Origin of the sequence: Nonomuraea antimicrobica (genome assembly GCF_039536965.1) — a bacterium.
Classification (GTDB): Bacteria; Actinomycetota; Actinomycetes; order Streptosporangiales; family Streptosporangiaceae; genus Nonomuraea; species Nonomuraea antimicrobica.
Genome location: NZ_BAAAZP010000103.1, coordinates 60,405 through 76,075, shown reverse-complemented (window position 1 = coordinate 76,075; position 15,671 = coordinate 60,405). Strand labels below are relative to the sequence as shown.

Annotated in this window: 17 protein-coding genes, 1 tRNA gene and 2 riboswitches; of the genes, 6 read left to right on the top strand and 12 right to left on the bottom strand. The window is 72.0% G+C overall.

What is annotated here, in order from left to right:
* The first annotated feature begins 90 nt into the window (after window positions 1–90).
* Window positions 91–876, top strand: coding sequence for a toxin glutamine deamidase domain-containing protein (locus ABD844_RS29955; protein ID WP_344885473.1), 786 nt, complete (start codon window positions 91–93; stop codon window positions 874–876).
* Entirely contained in the window at window positions 873–1,142 is a 270-nt protein-coding gene (locus tag ABD844_RS29950; protein ID WP_344885469.1) for a hypothetical protein, read from the top strand. The genes ABD844_RS29955 and ABD844_RS29950 overlap by 4 nt, the downstream gene beginning before the upstream one ends.
* A gap of 134 nt (window positions 1,143–1,276) precedes the next feature.
* On the opposite strand, the gene ABD844_RS29945 is transcribed toward ABD844_RS29950, so the two are convergent.
* The 4 genes from ABD844_RS29945 to ABD844_RS29930 all read right to left on the bottom strand — a co-directional run bounded on the left by ABD844_RS29945 (window position 1,277) and on the right by ABD844_RS29930 (window position 6,459).
* Entirely contained in the window at window positions 1,277–3,766 is a 2,490-nt protein-coding gene (locus ABD844_RS29945; protein ID WP_344885466.1) for an ABC transporter permease, read from the bottom strand.
* 1 nt (window position 3,767) lies between these two features.
* Window positions 3,768–4,520, bottom strand: a complete 753-nt coding sequence (locus tag ABD844_RS29940) for an ABC transporter ATP-binding protein (protein ID WP_344885463.1) — start codon at window positions 4,518–4,520, stop codon at window positions 3,768–3,770.
* 113 nt (window positions 4,521–4,633) lie between these two features.
* Entirely contained in the window at window positions 4,634–5,287 is a 654-nt protein-coding gene (locus tag ABD844_RS29935; protein ID WP_344885460.1) for a response regulator, read from the bottom strand.
* Complete coding sequence (locus ABD844_RS29930; protein ID WP_344885457.1) at window positions 5,284–6,459, bottom strand: sensor histidine kinase; 1,176 nt, start codon at window positions 6,457–6,459, stop codon at window positions 5,284–5,286. Before ABD844_RS29930 ends, ABD844_RS29935 begins: the two co-directional genes overlap by 4 nt.
* A 212-nt stretch (window positions 6,460–6,671) precedes the next feature.
* On the opposite strand from ABD844_RS29930, the gene ABD844_RS29925 reads away from it, so the two are divergent.
* The gene (locus tag ABD844_RS29925; RefSeq protein WP_344885454.1) at window positions 6,672–7,196 is read left to right on the top strand and encodes a hypothetical protein; all 525 of its coding nucleotides are present in this window, start codon (window positions 6,672–6,674) and stop codon (window positions 7,194–7,196) included.
* Between the two features lie 19 nt (window positions 7,197–7,215).
* On the opposite strand, the gene ABD844_RS29920 is transcribed toward ABD844_RS29925, so the two are convergent.
* Window positions 7,216–7,288: transfer RNA gene (locus tag ABD844_RS29920), tRNA-Leu, on the bottom strand.
* Between the two features lie 230 nt (window positions 7,289–7,518).
* Window positions 7,519–7,992: a thioredoxin-dependent thiol peroxidase gene (bcp, locus tag ABD844_RS29915; protein ID WP_344885451.1), complete on the bottom strand. Its 474-nt coding sequence runs from the start codon at window positions 7,990–7,992 to the stop codon at window positions 7,519–7,521.
* A 158-nt stretch (window positions 7,993–8,150) separates the two neighbouring features.
* On the opposite strand from bcp, the gene ABD844_RS29910 reads away from it, so the two are divergent.
* The gene (locus ABD844_RS29910; RefSeq protein ID WP_344885448.1) at window positions 8,151–8,483 is read left to right on the top strand and encodes a DUF3618 domain-containing protein; all 333 of its coding nucleotides are present in this window, start codon (window positions 8,151–8,153) and stop codon (window positions 8,481–8,483) included.
* Window positions 8,484–8,532: 49 nt separating this feature from the next.
* On the opposite strand, the gene ABD844_RS29905 is transcribed toward ABD844_RS29910, so the two are convergent.
* Complete coding sequence (locus ABD844_RS29905) at window positions 8,533–9,726, bottom strand: amino acid deaminase/aldolase (protein WP_344885445.1); 1,194 nt, start codon at window positions 9,724–9,726, stop codon at window positions 8,533–8,535.
* A gap of 137 nt (window positions 9,727–9,863) precedes the next feature.
* Here ABD844_RS29905 and ABD844_RS29900 point away from each other — a divergent pair, with 137 nt between their 5' ends.
* Window positions 9,864–10,463 carry a DUF6286 domain-containing protein gene (locus ABD844_RS29900; protein WP_344885442.1) on the top strand — a complete coding sequence of 200 codons (600 nt, stop codon included), beginning with the start codon at window positions 9,864–9,866 and terminating at the stop codon, window positions 10,461–10,463.
* Window positions 10,463–10,978, top strand: a complete 516-nt coding sequence (locus ABD844_RS29895; protein ID WP_344885439.1) for a hypothetical protein — start codon at window positions 10,463–10,465, stop codon at window positions 10,976–10,978. Before ABD844_RS29900 ends, ABD844_RS29895 begins: the two co-directional genes overlap by 1 nt.
* On the opposite strand, the gene ABD844_RS29890 is transcribed toward ABD844_RS29895, so the two are convergent.
* The 5 genes from ABD844_RS29890 to ABD844_RS29870 all read right to left on the bottom strand — a co-directional run bounded on the left by ABD844_RS29890 (window position 10,959) and on the right by ABD844_RS29870 (window position 15,648).
* The gene (locus ABD844_RS29890; protein ID WP_344885436.1) at window positions 10,959–12,335 is read right to left on the bottom strand and encodes an L-serine ammonia-lyase; all 1,377 of its coding nucleotides are present in this window, start codon (window positions 12,333–12,335) and stop codon (window positions 10,959–10,961) included. The two genes, ABD844_RS29895 and ABD844_RS29890, sit on opposite strands and share 20 nt — an antisense overlap.
* A gap of 58 nt (window positions 12,336–12,393) precedes the next feature.
* A complete protein-coding gene (gene gcvH, locus ABD844_RS29885; protein WP_344885433.1) occupies window positions 12,394–12,783 on the bottom strand; it encodes a glycine cleavage system protein GcvH in 390 nt (129 codons plus the stop codon).
* A complete protein-coding gene (gene gcvT, locus ABD844_RS29880; protein ID WP_344885430.1) occupies window positions 12,780–13,865 on the bottom strand; it encodes a glycine cleavage system aminomethyltransferase GcvT in 1,086 nt (361 codons plus the stop codon). The genes gcvH and gcvT overlap by 4 nt, the downstream gene beginning before the upstream one ends.
* Window positions 13,866–13,907: 42 nt before the next feature.
* Window positions 13,908–13,992: riboswitch (glycine riboswitch) on the bottom strand.
* A gap of 4 nt (window positions 13,993–13,996) precedes the next feature.
* A riboswitch (glycine riboswitch) is annotated at window positions 13,997–14,094 on the bottom strand.
* A gap of 82 nt (window positions 14,095–14,176) precedes the next feature.
* A complete protein-coding gene (locus ABD844_RS29875; protein WP_344885427.1) occupies window positions 14,177–14,872 on the bottom strand; it encodes a gamma-glutamyl-gamma-aminobutyrate hydrolase family protein in 696 nt (231 codons plus the stop codon).
* Between the two features lie 11 nt (window positions 14,873–14,883).
* Window positions 14,884–15,648: a 3-oxoacyl-ACP reductase gene (locus ABD844_RS29870; RefSeq protein ID WP_344885424.1), complete on the bottom strand. Its 765-nt coding sequence runs from the start codon at window positions 15,646–15,648 to the stop codon at window positions 14,884–14,886.
* Between the last annotated feature and the right edge of the window lie 23 nt (window positions 15,649–15,671).

Below are 15,671 nucleotides of genomic sequence, written 5' to 3'. Positions count from 1 at the left end.
CGCCACTCCGGGGGCGGATCTTGCCGACTTCACCTCCTGGCCAGGGCGTGGCCTCTACGATCGTTGGTCGAGCATGACAGGAGGCAGGCCGTGTTCCGCGAGCGCAAGCCGAGTGTCCGGAGGGTTCTTCCAGAAGGGCAGTACAACCCCGTGGTGGCCGACGGGGTGTGCTGGCTTGACTACGAGCGGGCCGTGGAGCCGGGCGCCGACGGCTCTCACGCGGACGATCCGGCCTTCCAGGAGCCGCCGGACGACGACGACTGGTTCGACGGGCCACACCGGCCGCCCCGGCTCGCCGACAGCCGTCCGTACGGTGTGCCGGGCGGGCTCGCCCAGCCCGACCCGCAGGTGGAGCAGGACCTCGTCGAGGCGCTGCGGCCCGGCGTCCGCTTCGCCGACCCGCGCGGCACCTGGGTACGCCTCGTCAACGGCGGCGGCCCCGCCGACGACCCGTTCAGGGCCTCCAACGCCGCCGACTGCGCGCTGGCCGTGCTGTCCACCTGGCACGGCGAGCCGGCCACCGCCGCGCCGAGATTCCCCGAGTACGACCGGATCGGCCGGCCCGTGCTGACCGGCGAGCAGGGGAGCGTGGCCAGGATCGAGCGGTGGGTGGGCCAGCGCCTGCAGTACGCGGGCCAGGGGCGGCACGCCTACCCGTTGATCGCGCGGCGGCTGCTCGACGCCGGGCACGGCGCGGCGGCCGTCATCGTGGTGCGCTGGCCCGGCGGCGGCAGCCACGCCTGGAACGCGGTCAACTACGACGGCGAGGTGATCTGGATCGACGCCCAGCGGGGGCACATGGCGGTCGAGCCTCCGTACCGGACCGTGACCGGGGTGTTCTGCGCGATGCTCGACCGGCAGGGGCGGCCGCGATGAACCTGGAGCAGGCCAGGGCGCTGGCCGAGGAGTACTTCAACGGGGTCAGGCCGCCGGAGGAGGCGGTGCCGGTCGGCGTGTACGGGTTCGAGGGCGGCTACGTGGGCTGGGTACGCGACCTGGAGCCCGACGACCCCGCCCGGCTGCCGGAGACGGCCGGAGGCGGCTGCATCGTGATCGACCGGGTCACGGGCGAGGTGGTGGCCAGGCCGCTGCTGGACCCGGAGACCGTGGCCGAACTCTGGCCAGGCCGCACTCCCCGCTGACCGCCCCCCTGGCGCAGGGGAAGGTCGGGCGTCGCCCCCATAAGACGCCCGACCCGCCTACCCCCTCTATCCGGATTTTTCGGTTTTATTCGTATCCGGGGCTTTCGTCCGGCTCATCCGGTGGCGAGCCCGGCTCATCCCGTGGCGAGCGAGCCGACGATGGAGGCCCGCGCGGCCCGCCGGGCCGGCAGCACGGCCGCCAGCACCCCGGCCACCCCCGACAGCACCACGAACGACACCACCTGCGGCACGGGCACCGCGTACAGCGCCCCGTCGAACAGCGCCCGCATCGCGGCCCACCCGAAGGCCAGGCCGAGCACGACGCCCACCAGCGCCCCGATCAGGCCGAGCACCAGGGCCTCGACGGACAACATGCGCCGGAGCTGCGGCCGGGTCAGCCCCAGGGCCCGCAGCAGGGCCGACTCGCGGGTGCGTTCGTGCACCGACAACGACAGCGTGTTCGCGATGCCGAGCAGCGAGATCAGGATCGCCAGGCCGAGCAGCCCGCTGATGATCATGAGCAGCATGTCGAGGGTCTCGTCGAACTGCCCGCGGACCTCCGTCGAGCTGGTCACCCGCACCGCCGGGTACGCCGCCGCGGCGGCGTCCACCACCGCGCGGGCCCGCTCCTCCGACACGCCCTCCTTGACGGTGACCATCACGCGGGAGTCCCGCACCGCCCCGAAGTACGCGTCGAACGCCTTCTCCGCGACCGTGACCGGCGGCAACGCCGATTGGTCGGCGTCGAGCAGCGCGACCACGGTGAGCGACACGTTGCCCGCGCGCTTGGTGGCGAGCGCCACCGCGTCGCCCACCCGTACGCCGAGTCGCTCGGCCACGGTGTCCTGCAGCGCGACCTGGCCCTCGCCGAAGCCCTTCATGGAACCGGCGACGACGTACGGCTCCACGGCCCCGCTGAACGTCCCCACGGTCCGCCGATCGCCCGCGACCGGAGCCGTGACCTCGCGGACCTGCGCCACCGAGGCCAGCTCCGGCCGGCCGCGCAGCTCCTCCGCCACGGAACGGGGGACGACGGCTTCGTGCTCCTGACCGGCGAGCACGTAGTCGATCGGGAACTGGCCGTCCAGCTTGGCGGTCATCGTCAGCCGGGTGGACGCCGTGACCACCGAGATCAGCGTCATCAAGGTCACCCCGATGGTCAGCGCGACCGTGGTCGTGGCGGCGCGCTTCGGGTTGCGTCCCGAGTTGTCCACCGCCAGCCGGCCCGGTACTCCGAACAGCCTGCGCGGGACCCAGCCCACCAGCGCGCTCAGCGGCCTGACCAGCACCGGGCCCAGGACCAGCACCGCGAGGAAGGTCAGCGCGCCTCCGGCCATGACCACGACGAGCGAGATCTGCTGTCCGGGTCCGAGGACGAACGCGCCCGCGCCGGTCGTGCCGAGGCCCGCCACGAGGAAGAGCGCGGCGAACCAGGCGCGTGCCCTCCCGGCCCGGAACGTCCGCTCCTCGGCCTGGCTGCGCAGCGCCGCGATCGGCGGGACGCGGGTGGCCGACACGGCCGGCAGCAGGGCCGAGCACATCGTGACCGTCAGCCCGACGGCCAGGCCGGTCGCGATCGTGGCCGGGCTGAGGGCGACCGCCGCGTCCGTGGGCAGCGGGGCGTCGAGCGCGCCGAGCACGGTCAGCGTCAGCGTGGCCAGGCCGTACCCGATGAGCAGGCCGAACGCGGAGGCCAGCAGGCCGACGGCGGCCGACTCCAGCACGATCGAGCCGAACACCTGCCCGCGCGTGGCCCCGATGCAGCGCAGCAGCGCCATCTCCCGCGTGCGCTGGGCGACGAGGACGTTGAAGGTGTTGTAGATGACCAGCGCGGCCACCATCATCGCCACGACGCCGAACATCAGCAGGCCCAGCGTCAACTGGCGGGCCTCCACCCCGGCCGCCCTGGCCAGGTCGTCGGCCAGCTCCGCGCCGGTCTTGACCGGGTACGCGCCGCCGACGGCCGCCTCGACGTCCCGCGCCAGCCCGGGGGCCGAGCCCGCGACGTCGATCTCGGCGTACCCCTTCGCGCCCGTCATGCGCCTGGCCACGGCCGGGGTGAAGCCGACCGCGCCGGTGTAGGCGAGCATCTGGTCCACGCCGGTGTCGATCAGGCCGACCAGCCTGAAGCGGTGCTCGGCCCCGTCGGGGTCGAGCACGGCGATCGTGTCGCCGAGCCGGAAGCCCTGCCGCTCGGCGGTGTTCTCGTCCAGCACGGCGGCCTGGTCGTCGGTGCCGGGGCCGGTGCCGGAGACCACGTCGCTGCGGTCGAGCGGGCCGGTGACGATCGACAGGGCGGTGGTGGCGGCGTTGCCGGCGACCTTGCCGTCCCTGCCCAGGACGGGGGCGCTGCCGCGGACCAGGCCCTGCGCCTCGCGCACGCCGGGCAGCCCCCGTACGCGCTCCAGCACCTCCTCCGGCAGCACGCCGTCGGGTTTCCCCGGCAGCACGACCACGTCCACCTTGCCCGCGTCGGCCGTCACCCGCTGGGCGAAACCGGCCTGGACGGTGTCGTTCAGCACGAACGTGCCCGCGATGAAGCCCACGCCCAGCATGATCGCCAGCGACGTGAGCAGCAGCCTCAGCCGGTGCGCGCGCAGCCCGGCCAGCGCGGTCTTCAGCACCTCACGCCTCCAGCCGGACGAGGGTGTCCAGCACGGACTGCGGCGTCGGCGCGGTGACCTCGGTGACCAGCTCGCCGTCACGCAGGAACACCACGCGGTCGGCGTACGCCGCCGCCACGGGATCGTGCGTCACCATGACGATGGTCTGGCCCAGCTCCCGTACGGAGGCGCGCAGGAACGACAGCACCTCGGCGCCGCTGCGGGAGTCGAGGTTCCCGGTGGGCTCGTCGGCGAAGATCACCTGTGGCTTGCTGATGAGCGCCCTGGCCACGGCCACCCGCTGCTGCTGACCACCCGACAGCTCCGACGGCCGGTGCGCGAGCCGTTCGCGCAGCCCGACGGTCTCGACGACCCGGTCGAACAGCGCCTGGTCGGCCTGGCGGGCGGAGATGTCCAGCGGCAGGCGGATGTTCTGCTCGGCGGTCAGCGTGGGCAGCAGGTTGAACGCCTGGAAGACGAAGCCGATCCGCTCCCGGCGCAGCAGCGTGAGCTGCCGGTCGCTCAGCCCGGTCAGCTCCACGTCGCCGATGTGCACGGTGCCCGAGGTGGCGGTGTCGAGCCCGGCCAGGCAGTGCATCAGCGTCGACTTCCCGGATCCCGACGGGCCCATGATGGCGGTGAACGCCCCGGTGGCGAAGGACACGTTCACCCGGCGCAGGGCGTGCACCCGGGCGTCGCCCTGGCCGTACTCCTTGCTCAGATCGGCGGCCACCACGGCGGGCGGGGCCTGACGCCGGGTCTCGGTGAGGGTCACGTCCACTCCTTCGATACGTCACGAATTTTCGACGCGACTCACGCTAGGAGCGGAAATTCCCCCTTCCCTGGGCCTTGAGGAGGGACTTCGGGTGCGCCGGGAGATGACCCGGGTCAGACTTCCGGCCGACGGGAGGGCACGATCAGCCCGGCCTCGTACGCGTACACGACCGCCTGGGCCCGGTCGCGCAGCCCCAGTTTGGCCAGCACCCGGCCCAGGTGCGTCTTCACCGTCGCCTCGGCCACCTCCAGCCGGCCCGCGATCTCCGTGTTGGACAGGCCGCGCCCCACCATGAGCAGCACCTCGCGCTCGCGCGGCGTCAGCTCGTCCGCACCCGCCATGGGCTCGCCGGTGGGGAGCTGGGCGGCGAAGCGGTCCAGCATCCGCCGCAACGTGCTCGGCGAGACCACGGACTCGCCCGCGTGCACGACCCTGATGGCGCTGACCAGGTCGGCCGGGGGCACGTCCTTCAGCAGGAACCCGGCCGCGCCCGCCTTGACCGCCGCGAAGGCGTACTCGTCGAGGTCGAACGTGGTCAGGATGAGCACCTTGGGCCCCTGGACGCGCCTGGTGGCCTCCACGCCGTCCATGGTGGGCATGCGCACGTCCATCAGGACGACGTCCACCTGCGTGGTGCGGAGCAGCTCCAGGGCCGCCGCGCCGTCGCCGGCCTCCGCCACCACCTCGATGTCCGGCTGGGCCCCGAGCACCATCCTGAACCCGGCCCGCAGCAGCTCCTGGTCGTCGACCAGCATCACGCGGATCACGCCGCCTCCTTGGTCATGGGCAGTCTGGCCAGCACCTCGAAGCCGCCGCCCCGCCTGGGGCCCGCCGACACCGCCCCGCCGAACATGCCGACCCGTTCGCGCATCCCGATCAGGCCGTGGCCGTCGGGGCTCTCCGGGGCCGCCGCGCCCCGCCCGTCGTCGGTCACGCGCACCACCAGGTCGGGGCCGGTGTAGTCGATCTCCACGGTGGCCGAGACGCCGGGGCCGCCGTGCTTGAGCGCGTTCGTCAGCGCCTCCTGGACGATGCGGTAGACGGCGAGCTGCTGACCCTCGGGCAGCTCGGCGGGGACGCCGCCGACTCGTAATCTGGCGGGCACCGCCGAGCCGCGTACCAGCTCGTCGAGCTGGTCCAGCCCCGGCTGCGGGGTGTAGTCGGTGCCCTCGGCTTCGTTCTCGCGCAAGACGCCGACCAGCCGGCGCATCTCGGCCAGGGCGGCGCGGCCGGTCTTGGAGATGTTCATGACGGCCAGGCGGGCCTGCTCCAGGTCGCTGTCCAGGGCGTAGCCGGCGCCGTCGGCCTGCACCACGATGACGCTGACGTTGTGGGCCACGACGTCGTGCAGCTCTCTGGCGATCCTGGCCCGCTCGGCGGCGGCGGCCATCCTGGCCTGCTGGTCGCGTTCGCGCTCGGCCCGCTCGGCGCGCTCCTCCAGGCCCTCCAGGTAGCGGCGGCGGGTGTTGGCGTACAGGCCGGTCACCCAGATCGTCACCACGAGTATCGAGCCGCTGGTGAACATGCCGAGCGTGGCGTCGAGCCAGTTGACCACCGCCAGGAACACGCCCAGCTCGGTCACCAGGCACGCCGCCAGCGCCCAACGGAACGAGCACCGGTGGGCCACCCCCCAGAGCGCGACCAGCACCGAGAAGTTCGCGGGCAGCGGGTCGATCCCCGCCAGCCACTGCGCGAAGCTGACCAGCGACACGGCCGCGAACGTGGCCAGCGGCCGGTCCCGCCACGCCAGCGGGACGATCAGCGCCGCGGACAGGCCCAGGAAGCCCGGCACGCCGAGGGAGAGGGCCGCGGGGCCGACCGGCTCGGTGGCCGCGTACGGCACCGCGAAGGCGGTGCACAGCACCGCCAGGGGAGCCACCCTGAGTGCGCTCGCCGCCTTCTCGTGGCGCCTGGACCACGCCCGTACCTTGCCGAACACATCATCACGATATGTACGGCCGCCCAGGCATTGGTCCGTCTGGAGGCGGAAGTCCGTGTACGACCCAGGTCTTACATGGCCGGGACCGCCACGACCGGCGGCCGGCCAGTGTGGAGATCTTTCATGACCGAGTGCTTACGCGGGGCTTACGGTCGCCTTGGCATTCTCGTCATTGGGAGCGCCCTTCGCGGGGCGAGTAAAGGGAGATCGTGATGGCGGATCATGATCGCGACGCTGGGTCGCGCGGCGAAGAGGAAGCGCCGCGCGACCCGAGCTCGGCGCAGCCGACGCAGAACCTGAACGAGCCGGGCGGAGATCGCGACCGGCTCAGGTACGGCGAACAGGCAGATCAGGCATACACCCACATCCCGCCCATGCAGCCGGGTCCGGCGAGCTGGGAGCGGGAGACGCCCCGCGCGGACGGCTTCTTCCGCCGCCGGCGCACTCAGGTCGTGGGCGCGGGGCTGGTAGGGCTCGTCGCCGGCGTCCTGCTCGGCGGCGTAACCGTGGCCGCCTTCAGCGATGCCGCAGAAGACCACGGCAGGTTCGGCCACGTGCAGCCCGGCTGGGCCCCGCGGGCTCCGGAGTTCGGTGGTCCCGGGAACATGGCGCCCTACTGCGAGTGGGTCGACGGCGGGGTGCGCTGCGCCGCGCCGCCTCCCGGGATGCCCGACGCCCCGAACCCCGACGCCCCGAACCCCATGGAGCCCGCGCCGGGGCCCACGAGCTACGGCTGAGCAGGGAATGGGCATTTCGTAGGGCCGGTGGGATTCGAACCCACACTGACAGCCACCTAAAGACTGCGCCTCTGCCATTGGGCTACGACCCCTTTTTCGCCTCTCCCGCACCTGCGGAATCGTCGGTCGGGGATGGCGAGGCGGACAGTGGAGGGTCAATCGTTCTCCCTGCCGCGTGCCGCCAATCCTACAGCCTGTGCACGGCCGCGGGGCCCTCGCCGTACGAGCTTTCCGGCTTCCGGCGGCACGGGCGGCGGCGTTCGCCATCGCGCGGTCGGGCGGGGGATGCGGGCCCTCCGGCACGAGAGGACCCGCCGGTCGCTCAGGCCAGGCCGAGTCTCTTCTTGAGCGAGGCCACGTGGCCCGTCGCCTTCACGTTGTAGAGCGCCTGCTCCACCTTCCCGTCGCCGTCGATGACGAACGTCGAGCGGATGACGCCCACGACCTCCTTGCCGTACAGCTTCTTCGGGCCGTACGCGCCGAAGGCATGGTGGACGGTCAGGTCGGGGTCGGAGAGCAGGGGGAAGGTCAGCGCGTCGCGCTCGACGAACTTGGCAAGTTTCTCCGGTTTGTCCTTCGACACGCCGAGGACCACGTAACCCTCGGCCGTCAACTGGCCGAGGTTGTCGCGGAAGTCACACGCCTGCTTGGTGCAGCCGGGCGTCATCGCGGCGGGGTAGAAATAGAGGATCACCCGCTTGCCGCGGTAGGCGTCGAGAGAGACGGTGCCGCCGTCGGCGGTGGGTAGCGTGAACTCGGGCGCGGCGTCGCCGGGCGCGAGCTTGGTTTCGGTCAAAGGGCCCTCCTCGAGTTCGTCTCGCCAACCTACCGGCCTGCCCGCCGTCCCGTACGGCGCGCCGACCTGACAGACTGATCACGACCACAACGTACGCGCGACGACGCGCAACGGACGGGGCCCGCCGCGAGGGCACGCGTACGGCCGGAAGGAGAGCCATGGCCGACACCGATCCCGACGAACTGGAACGCCGGATCGCACGGACCCGCGCCGAGCTGGCGCAGACGGTCGACGCCATCGCCGACCGGGTGAGCCCCAAGCGGGTCGCCGAGCGTACGGTGGCCGACGTCAAGAGCAGGGCCGGGCACTTCGTGGCGTCCGTCGGCGACGCGCTGGGCGTCACGCCGCGGCCGGTCGAATACGCGGACGACCCCGATCGCCTGTGGGAGGAAGAGCGTCCGCCCGACCTTTCGCCGGTGCTGATCGGCATCGGCGCCGTGCTGGTCGTGGGGGCGGCCGTCGTGCTGTGGCGGCGCCGGCGTCGGCGCTGATCGCTCTCGGGGTCCGCCGCACCGCGTCATCGGGGTCCGCTGCACCGCTTCAGAGGAACGTGCGGCCCTCGCCCCGATAGGTCGGCACCGACTCCACCACCGTGTCGCCCTCGACGAGGTGCAGTTCGTCGAAGCGTTCGCACAGCTCACCCGCCTTGGCGTGCCTGAACCACACCCTGTCGCCGATCCGCAGGTCCCCGGCCGCCTGGCCGAGCAGCGGGGTCTGCACCTCGCCCGCGCCTTCGTCGGGCGCGTACCGCAGCCCGGCGGGCAGGTACGGCTGGGGCAGCCGGTTCGGCCCCGGCGTGCCGGAGGCCGGATAGCCGCCGCCGAGCACGGCCACCGCGTCCGGGCCGGGACGCCGCACCACCGGCAGCGCGAACAGGGCGGCAGGACGCCCCGTGAACCGCCGGTAGAAGTCGAACAACCGGGGGTGGAAGAAGCCCGACCCGGCGGCCACCTCGGTGATCGCCTTCTCGCGCACCGTGCGCTCGACCGAGCCGGTGCCGCCGCCGTTGACGAACTCCAGGTCGGCGACCTGGCGCACGGCGTTCACGACGCGTCCGCGCCGCAGGACGAGTTCCCTGGCCGAGCGGGTCTGCATGAGCCTGACGAGGCGGGCGTAGGCGGCGTTGCCGGGCGGGTCGTCGCCGAGCCCGGCGATCTGCGCCTCGTACGCCATCAGCCCCGCCAGCCGGAAGCCCGGGCGCGCGGCGATGTCGGCGGCCAGGTGGACGGCCTGCTCGGGCTCGCGTACGGGGGAGCGCAGCACGCCCGCCCTGAACCTGCCGCCGACGGCGAGGTAGGCGGCGTCGACCTCGATGCAGGTCCTGATCTCGGACCGGGAGCGCACCGCGGCGACGGCTGCCTCGACGAAGTCCAGGTGGGCGGCCGAGTCGACGGTCACGGTGATGTGCCTGGCGGCGTCGGCGTCCCCGGCCAGGGCGGCCAGCGCCCGCCGGTCGGCCGTGGGGTAGGCGACGAGGATGTCGGTGAAGCCGTGCGCGGCCAGCCAGAGCGCCTCCGGCAGGGTGAAGGCCATGATGCCCTGGAAACCGTCCATGGCCAGGATGCGTTCGAGGAGCGGGCGGCTGCGTACGGATTTGCTGGCCACCCTGATCGGCTTGCCCGCCGCCCGTCTCACCAGGTCGGCCGCGTTGGCCCGCATGGCCGCCAGGTCGAGGATCGCGAACGGTGGTTCGAGGCCCGCTGTCGCGCGGTCGTAGCGCAGGCGGTCATCCATAGGGGAAGCGTAACGACATATGGGGCAAATGAAGATGAGGCTTGTTCGTGTTACTCGGCGGCCCCGTAATGTTCGGGCAAACCGGCGGCGAGGGCGCGGTCCAGGCCAGGCCGGAACCATGTACGTCTGTCGTTGTGATGACCACGCTTCAGCAGATGCTGCCCGGTGCCGCCGTCACCCCGCGGCACACCGGACTGCGCAGGGCGAGCAGGGTGCTCAGGCCGGCGCGCACGGTGCCGGGGGCTCTGGTCGCGGTCACGCTGGCCGCCGGGCTGGGGGCGAGCACGGCCGAGGTGGTGTCGGGGCTGCTCGGCGCGCCGCTCGGCTGGGTCCCGGTGAACGAACTGGTCGACCTCGCGGGCAAGAGCACCTGGCCGCAGACCGCCACTCTCGCCCTGGCCATGGCGGGGGCGGGCACGTTGATGCTGTTGCTGGCGGTCGTGCCCGGCCGTACCACGCTGGTGCCGGTGGAGACGTCCGACCCGCTGATCGTCCTCGGCATCACCCGCTCGGGGCTGCGCCGTACCCTGCGCGCGGCGGCACAGCAGGTGGCAGGGGTGGACAAAGCCCGCGTACGGCTGCGCAGGCGCACCATCGAGGTCACGGTCATGACCAGCGCCGAGAGCTCCGGCCAGATGCTCAGGCAGGTCGGCACCGCCGTGGGCGACCGCCTGGCGGGCGTGGGCACCCTCGGCACGGGCGAGGTCGTGGTACGCCTGCGCAGGAGGGCCGTCTGATGCGCCAGTACACCGGCAACCGCGTCGGCCTGGCCGTCGTCGGGGGGACGCTGCTGGCTCTGGGGATCTACGCGTGGCTGCGCGGCCACGACCGCCTCTTCGGCCTGCCGCCGGGCGCCAAGGTGCTGCCCGCGCAGACCCACAGGACGCTGGCGGAGGACCCCTGGCCGCTGTGGATGCTGGCCCTGGGCCTGCTGCTCCTGGCCCTGGTGTCGCTGCGCTGGCTGCTGCTCTGCCTGGGCTGGGGACGCCGCGGCGCCCACAACGGCACGGGCACCGCGATGCTCTTCGTCGGCCTCAAGGGAGTGGACGGACTGGGCCGGGCGGGGGTGCGGGTCGGCGAGGACGGCCTGCGCATCGGCCTGACCTGCCCGGCGGCGGCCGACGTGGGCTCGGTGGTGAGCAAACTGGACCAGGACATCGTCGGCCGCATCCGCCGCGAGGTCCGCGACGACGAGTGCCCGGCCGTCGTCCGCCTGCACGTGCGGCGCCTGGTCAACACTCGATCACGTTGACGGCCAGGCCGCCGCGTGAGGTCTCCTTGTACTTGTCCAACATGTCCTGTCCGGTGATGCGCATCGTCTTGATGGCCTTGTCGAGGGCGACGAAGTGGCGGCCGTCGCCGCGCAGGGCGATGCGGGCGGCGGTGATGGCCTTGTTGGAGGCGACCGCGTTGCGCTCGATGCACGGGATCTGGACCAGGCCGCCGATCGGGTCGCAGGTCAGGCCCAGGTTGTGCTCGATGCCGATCTCGGCCGCGTTCTCCACCTGCTCCGGCGTGCCCCCGAGGACCTCCGTGAGGCCGGCCGAGGCCATCGAGCAGGCCGAGCCCACCTCGCCCTGACAGCCCACCTCCGCGCCCGAGATCGAGGCGTTCTCCTTGAACAGCACGCCGATCGCGCCGGCCGTCAGAAGGAAGCGGATGACGCCCTCGTCGTCGGCGTGGGGGATGAAACGGGTGTAGTAGGTCAGCACGGCCGGGATGATGCCGGCGGCGCCGTTGGTGGGGGCGGTGACGATGCGGCCACCGGCGGCGTTCTCCTCGTTGACCGCCAGCGCGAACAGCGTCACCCAGTCGATGGCCTGCAACGGGTCCTTCTCGGCCGGCTCCGACTGCAGGCGGCGGTGGAGCTGGTTGGCGCGGCGCTTGACCTTCAGGCCGCCGGGGAGCACGCCCTCCTTGGAGATGCCGCGGCGTACGCACTCGGACATGACCTGCCACAGGTGCAGCAGGCCCGCGCGGATCTCGGCCTCGGTGCGGCCGAACGCCCGCTCGTTCTCCAGCATCAGCGCGGAGATCGACAGACCGGTGTTCGAGCAGTGCTTGAGCAGCTCCTCGCCGGTGGTGAAGGGGTAGGGGAGAACGGTGTCGTCAGGCTTGATGCGGTCGGCGCCGGTGGCCTTCTCGTCCACGACGAAACCGCCGCCGACCGAGAAGTAGACCTTCTCCCGCAGGCGCTCGCCGGAGGCGTCGTAGGCGGTGAAGCGCATGCCGTTCGGGTGCTCGGGGAGCGAGATCTTGCGTTCGAAGACGAGGTGCTCGCCGACGACGAAGGGGATCTCGTGCGTGCCGTAGAGCTTGACGGTGCCCGACTCGCGCATGGCGGCGACGCGGGCGTCCACGGTGTCGACGTCCACCAGCTCGGGCTTCTCGCCGGACAGGCCGAGCAGCACGGCCTTGTCGCTGCCGTGGCCCTTGCCGGTCAGGCCGAGTGAGCCGTACAGGATGGCCTCGACGTGCGCCACCCGGTCGAGCAGGCCGTCGTGGTGCAGTCCGCGGGCGAACTTGTGCGCGGCGGCCATCGGGCCGCCCGTGTGGGAGCTGGACGGGCCGATGCCGATCTTGAAGAGGTCGAAGACGCTGATCGCCATTGATGGGCGCCTTTCAGGCAGGGCCGGGGCCCGGATCACGGGCCCCGGCGCAAAAGGGTCAGGAGCCGTCCGAGGTGAAGGCGGCGTACTCCTCGGGCGTGAGCAGGTCGCCGGGGTCGCCCTCCACGCGTACCCTGAACATCCAGCCGTCGCCGTACGGGTCGCTGTTGGCCAGGCTGGGATCGTCAACTACGGCCTGGTTGACCTCGACGACCTCGCCGCCGACGGGCGTGTAGATCTCACTCACCGACTTGGTGGACTCCACCTCGCCGACCGAGTCACCCGACTCGACGTTCGAGCCGACGTCGGGGAGCTGCACAAAGACGACGTCACCAAGGGATTCGGCGGCGAAGGCCGTGATGCCGATGGTCACGGTGACGCTGTCCTCGACACCGCGTACCCACTCGTGCTCCTTGGTGTAGCTCAGGTCGTCAGGGATGTTGCTCACTTGTTCCTCCTGTAAAAGGGCAGCTCGACCAGGTCCATAGGCTCTTGGCTGCCCCGGATGTCCACGGCCAGGCCTGATTCGGCGCCGGTGTCGACGTAGGCCATGGCAATGGGCTTCCCCAGGGTCTGGGAAGGCGCACCGCTGGTGACCTCGCCGACGACGACGCCGTCTTTGGTCACCGGGTAGCCGTGGCGCGGCACCCGGCGGCCCCGCGCGACCAGGCCGACGAGCCGGCGCCGTGGCCGGTCGTCCTTGACCGCCTCCAGCGCCGCCCTGCCGACGAAGTCGCCGGGCTTGTCGAATTTCACCACTCTGCCCAGCCCCGCGTCGAACGGGGTGAGCCGCGCGCTCAGCTCGTTGCCGTACAGCGGCATGCCGGCCTCCAGCCGGAGCGTGTCGCGGCTGGACAGGCCCGCCGGCTTGAGCCCGTACGGCTCGCCGGCCGCCACGAGCGCGTGCCAGAGCGGCACCGCGTCCTGGTTGGCGACGAACAGCTCGAACCCGTCCTCGCCGGTGTAGCCGGTGCGGGCGATGAGCGCCTGCCGTCCGTCCACCAGGCCGGGCAGGCCCGCGTAGTACTTGAGGCCGTCGAGGTCGGCGTCGGTGAGCGTGGCGAGGATCTCCTGGGCGCGGGGCCCCTGGACGGCGATCAGCGCGTACTGCTCGGAGCGGTCCTCGACCACCACGTCGTACGCCTTCGCGCGGTTCGTCAGCTCGGTCCCGACCTTCTCGTAGTTCGAGGCGTTCGCCACGACCATGTACTCGTCGTCCCCGAGCCGGTAGACGATGAGGTCGTCGAGCACCCCGCCCCGCTCGTCGACGATCATGGTGTAGCGGGCCCGCCCGGGAGCGAGTGCCGACAGGTGTCCGACCAGGGCGTAGTCGAGCGCCTCGCCGGCCTGCGGCCCGGTCAGGAAGATCTCGCCCATGTGGGAGAGGTCGAACAGCCCGGCCGCCTCGCGGACGGCCCTGTGCTCCGCGGACTCGCTGCCGTAGCGGAGCGGCATGAGCCATCCCGCGAAGTCGGTGAGCGTGGCGCCGAGGCTCTCGTGAACGTCGCGTAGCGGTGTCGGTCTGGACATTTGTCGCACCTCAGGACAGGAGTGGATGCCAGCATCCTCCCCCTCTGTCATCGGTGCCTGAGAGCTTCGCCCGACTTTTGCCGGACTTTCACCTTCGGCGAGGCCGCCAGGGACCTGCTTTCCAGAGACACCGTGGCCGTGCGGTCCTTTGCCTTGAGAGGTTCGCGGGGAGGGCTTGCTCCTTCAGGGGCCCTGACCGGCTGTCAGGGCTCTCTCCCGCACGGTTTCGCCGGTGATGTCCGCCAGCCTAGTGCCGTTACGGGGCTCTTGTCGCGTCGCGCGGCCGCTCGGTGGCTCCGTGCGCGGGACGGTCAGCAGGCCCTGACGAGAGCCTCGAACAGCGCGTGGTCCTCAGCCGCCTCCGGATGCCACTGCACCGCCATCGTGAACGGGCCGGGGGAGCCCGGCTCCACGGCCTCGATCGTGCCGTCGGCGGTGGTGGCCGTGACGGTCAGGCCGGGGGCGAGGCGGTCGACGGCCTGGTGGTGGTAGTGGGGCACGGTCACCGGGTCCGCGCCCAGCGCCTCGGCCAGGCGGGTGCCGGGGACGGGGACGATCGGCAGATCGCCGAATTGGCCGGGGCCCGGGCAGTGGCCGGTGTGCCCGACCACGTCGGGAAGGTGCTGGTGGAGGGTCCCGCCGAGGGCCACGTTGAGCACCTGGAGGCCGCGGCAGATGCCCAGGTAGGGCAGGCCGCCGTCGAGGGCCGTCGCGAGCAGCGAGAATTCGGCCTCATCGCGAAATTTGCGGATATAGCCGGTTTGCTCTTGTGGCTCCGCGCCGTACCTGGCCGGGTCGATGTCGCCGCCGCCGGCCAGGATGAGCCCGTCGAGACCCCGTACGACCGAGGCGGGCTCGCCCGCCGGAGGCAGCAGGACCGGCTGCCCGCCGGCCCGTACGACCTGCTCCACGTACGCGTACGGCAGCAGCGCGGCGGTCGTGTCCCGCCACACCGTGAACGTGGCGGACTCGACGTAACACGTGATGCCGATGACCGGACGCCGCATCGCGACCCCCTCTACAGCGGCGTGACGTAGGCGCCGGAGATGCCGCCGTCCACCAGGAACTCGCTGGCCGTGATGAACGAGGCGTCGTCGCTGGCCAGGAACGCCACCGCGGCCGCGATCTCCGACGCCTCGGCGAAGCGGCCCACCGGCACGTGCACCAGCCGCCGCTGCGCCCGCTCCGGGTCCTTGGCGAACAGTTCGCGCAGCAGCGGCGTGTTCACCGGTCCCGGGCACAGCGCGTTGACCCGGATGCCCTCCCTGGCGAACTGCACGCCCAGCTCCCGCGACATCGCCAGCACCCCGCCCTTGGAGGCGGTGTAGGAAATCTGCGAGGTCGCCGACCCCAGCACGGCCACGAAGGACGCGGTGTTGATGATCGAGCCCTTGCCCTGGCGGCGCATGTACGGGATCACGTGCTTGCAGCACAGGTAGACGCTGGTGAGGTTCACCTCCTGGACGCGGCGCCAGGCGTCGAGCCCGGTCTCCAGGATCGAGTCGTCGTCGGGCGGCGAGATGCCGGCGTTGTTGAAGGCGACGTCCACGCTGCCGTAGGTGTCGTGGGCCGTGCGGTACATGCGGACGACGTCGTCCTCGCTGGTCACGTCGGCGCGTACGAACAGGCCGCCGACCTCGTTCGCGGCCTTGACGCCCGCCTCCTCGTCGATGTCCGCGCAGACGACCTTGGCTCCCTCTTCCGCGAACCTGCGGGCCGTGGCCAGCCCGATCCCGCTGCCCGCGCCGGTGACGACCGCCACCCGATCCTGCAACCGCTGCATGTGCCTCACTCCGTGTCCGACTG

Coding starts and splice junctions, on each gene's coding strand:
- ABD844_RS29925 (WP_344885454.1), top strand. CDS start 6,672: ATGGCGGATCATGATCGCGACGCTGGGTCGCGCGGCGAAGAGGAAGCG.
- ABD844_RS29905 (WP_344885445.1), bottom strand. CDS start 9,726: ATGGATGACCGCCTGCGCTACGACCGCGCGACAGCGGGCCTCGAACCA.
- ABD844_RS29910 (WP_344885448.1), top strand. CDS start 8,151: ATGGCCGACACCGATCCCGACGAACTGGAACGCCGGATCGCACGGACC.
- ABD844_RS29890 (WP_344885436.1), bottom strand. CDS start 12,335: ATGGCGATCAGCGTCTTCGACCTCTTCAAGATCGGCATCGGCCCGTCC.
- gcvT (WP_344885430.1), bottom strand. CDS start 13,865: ATGTCCAGACCGACACCGCTACGCGACGTTCACGAGAGCCTCGGCGCC.
- ABD844_RS29895 (WP_344885439.1), top strand. CDS start 10,463: ATGCGCCAGTACACCGGCAACCGCGTCGGCCTGGCCGTCGTCGGGGGG.
- ABD844_RS29875 (WP_344885427.1), bottom strand. CDS start 14,872: ATGCGGCGTCCGGTCATCGGCATCACGTGTTACGTCGAGTCCGCCACG.
- ABD844_RS29870 (WP_344885424.1), bottom strand. CDS start 15,648: ATGCAGCGGTTGCAGGATCGGGTGGCGGTCGTCACCGGCGCGGGCAGC.
- ABD844_RS29950 (WP_344885469.1), top strand. CDS start 873: ATGAACCTGGAGCAGGCCAGGGCGCTGGCCGAGGAGTACTTCAACGGG.
- ABD844_RS29900 (WP_344885442.1), top strand. CDS start 9,864: ATGACCACGCTTCAGCAGATGCTGCCCGGTGCCGCCGTCACCCCGCGG.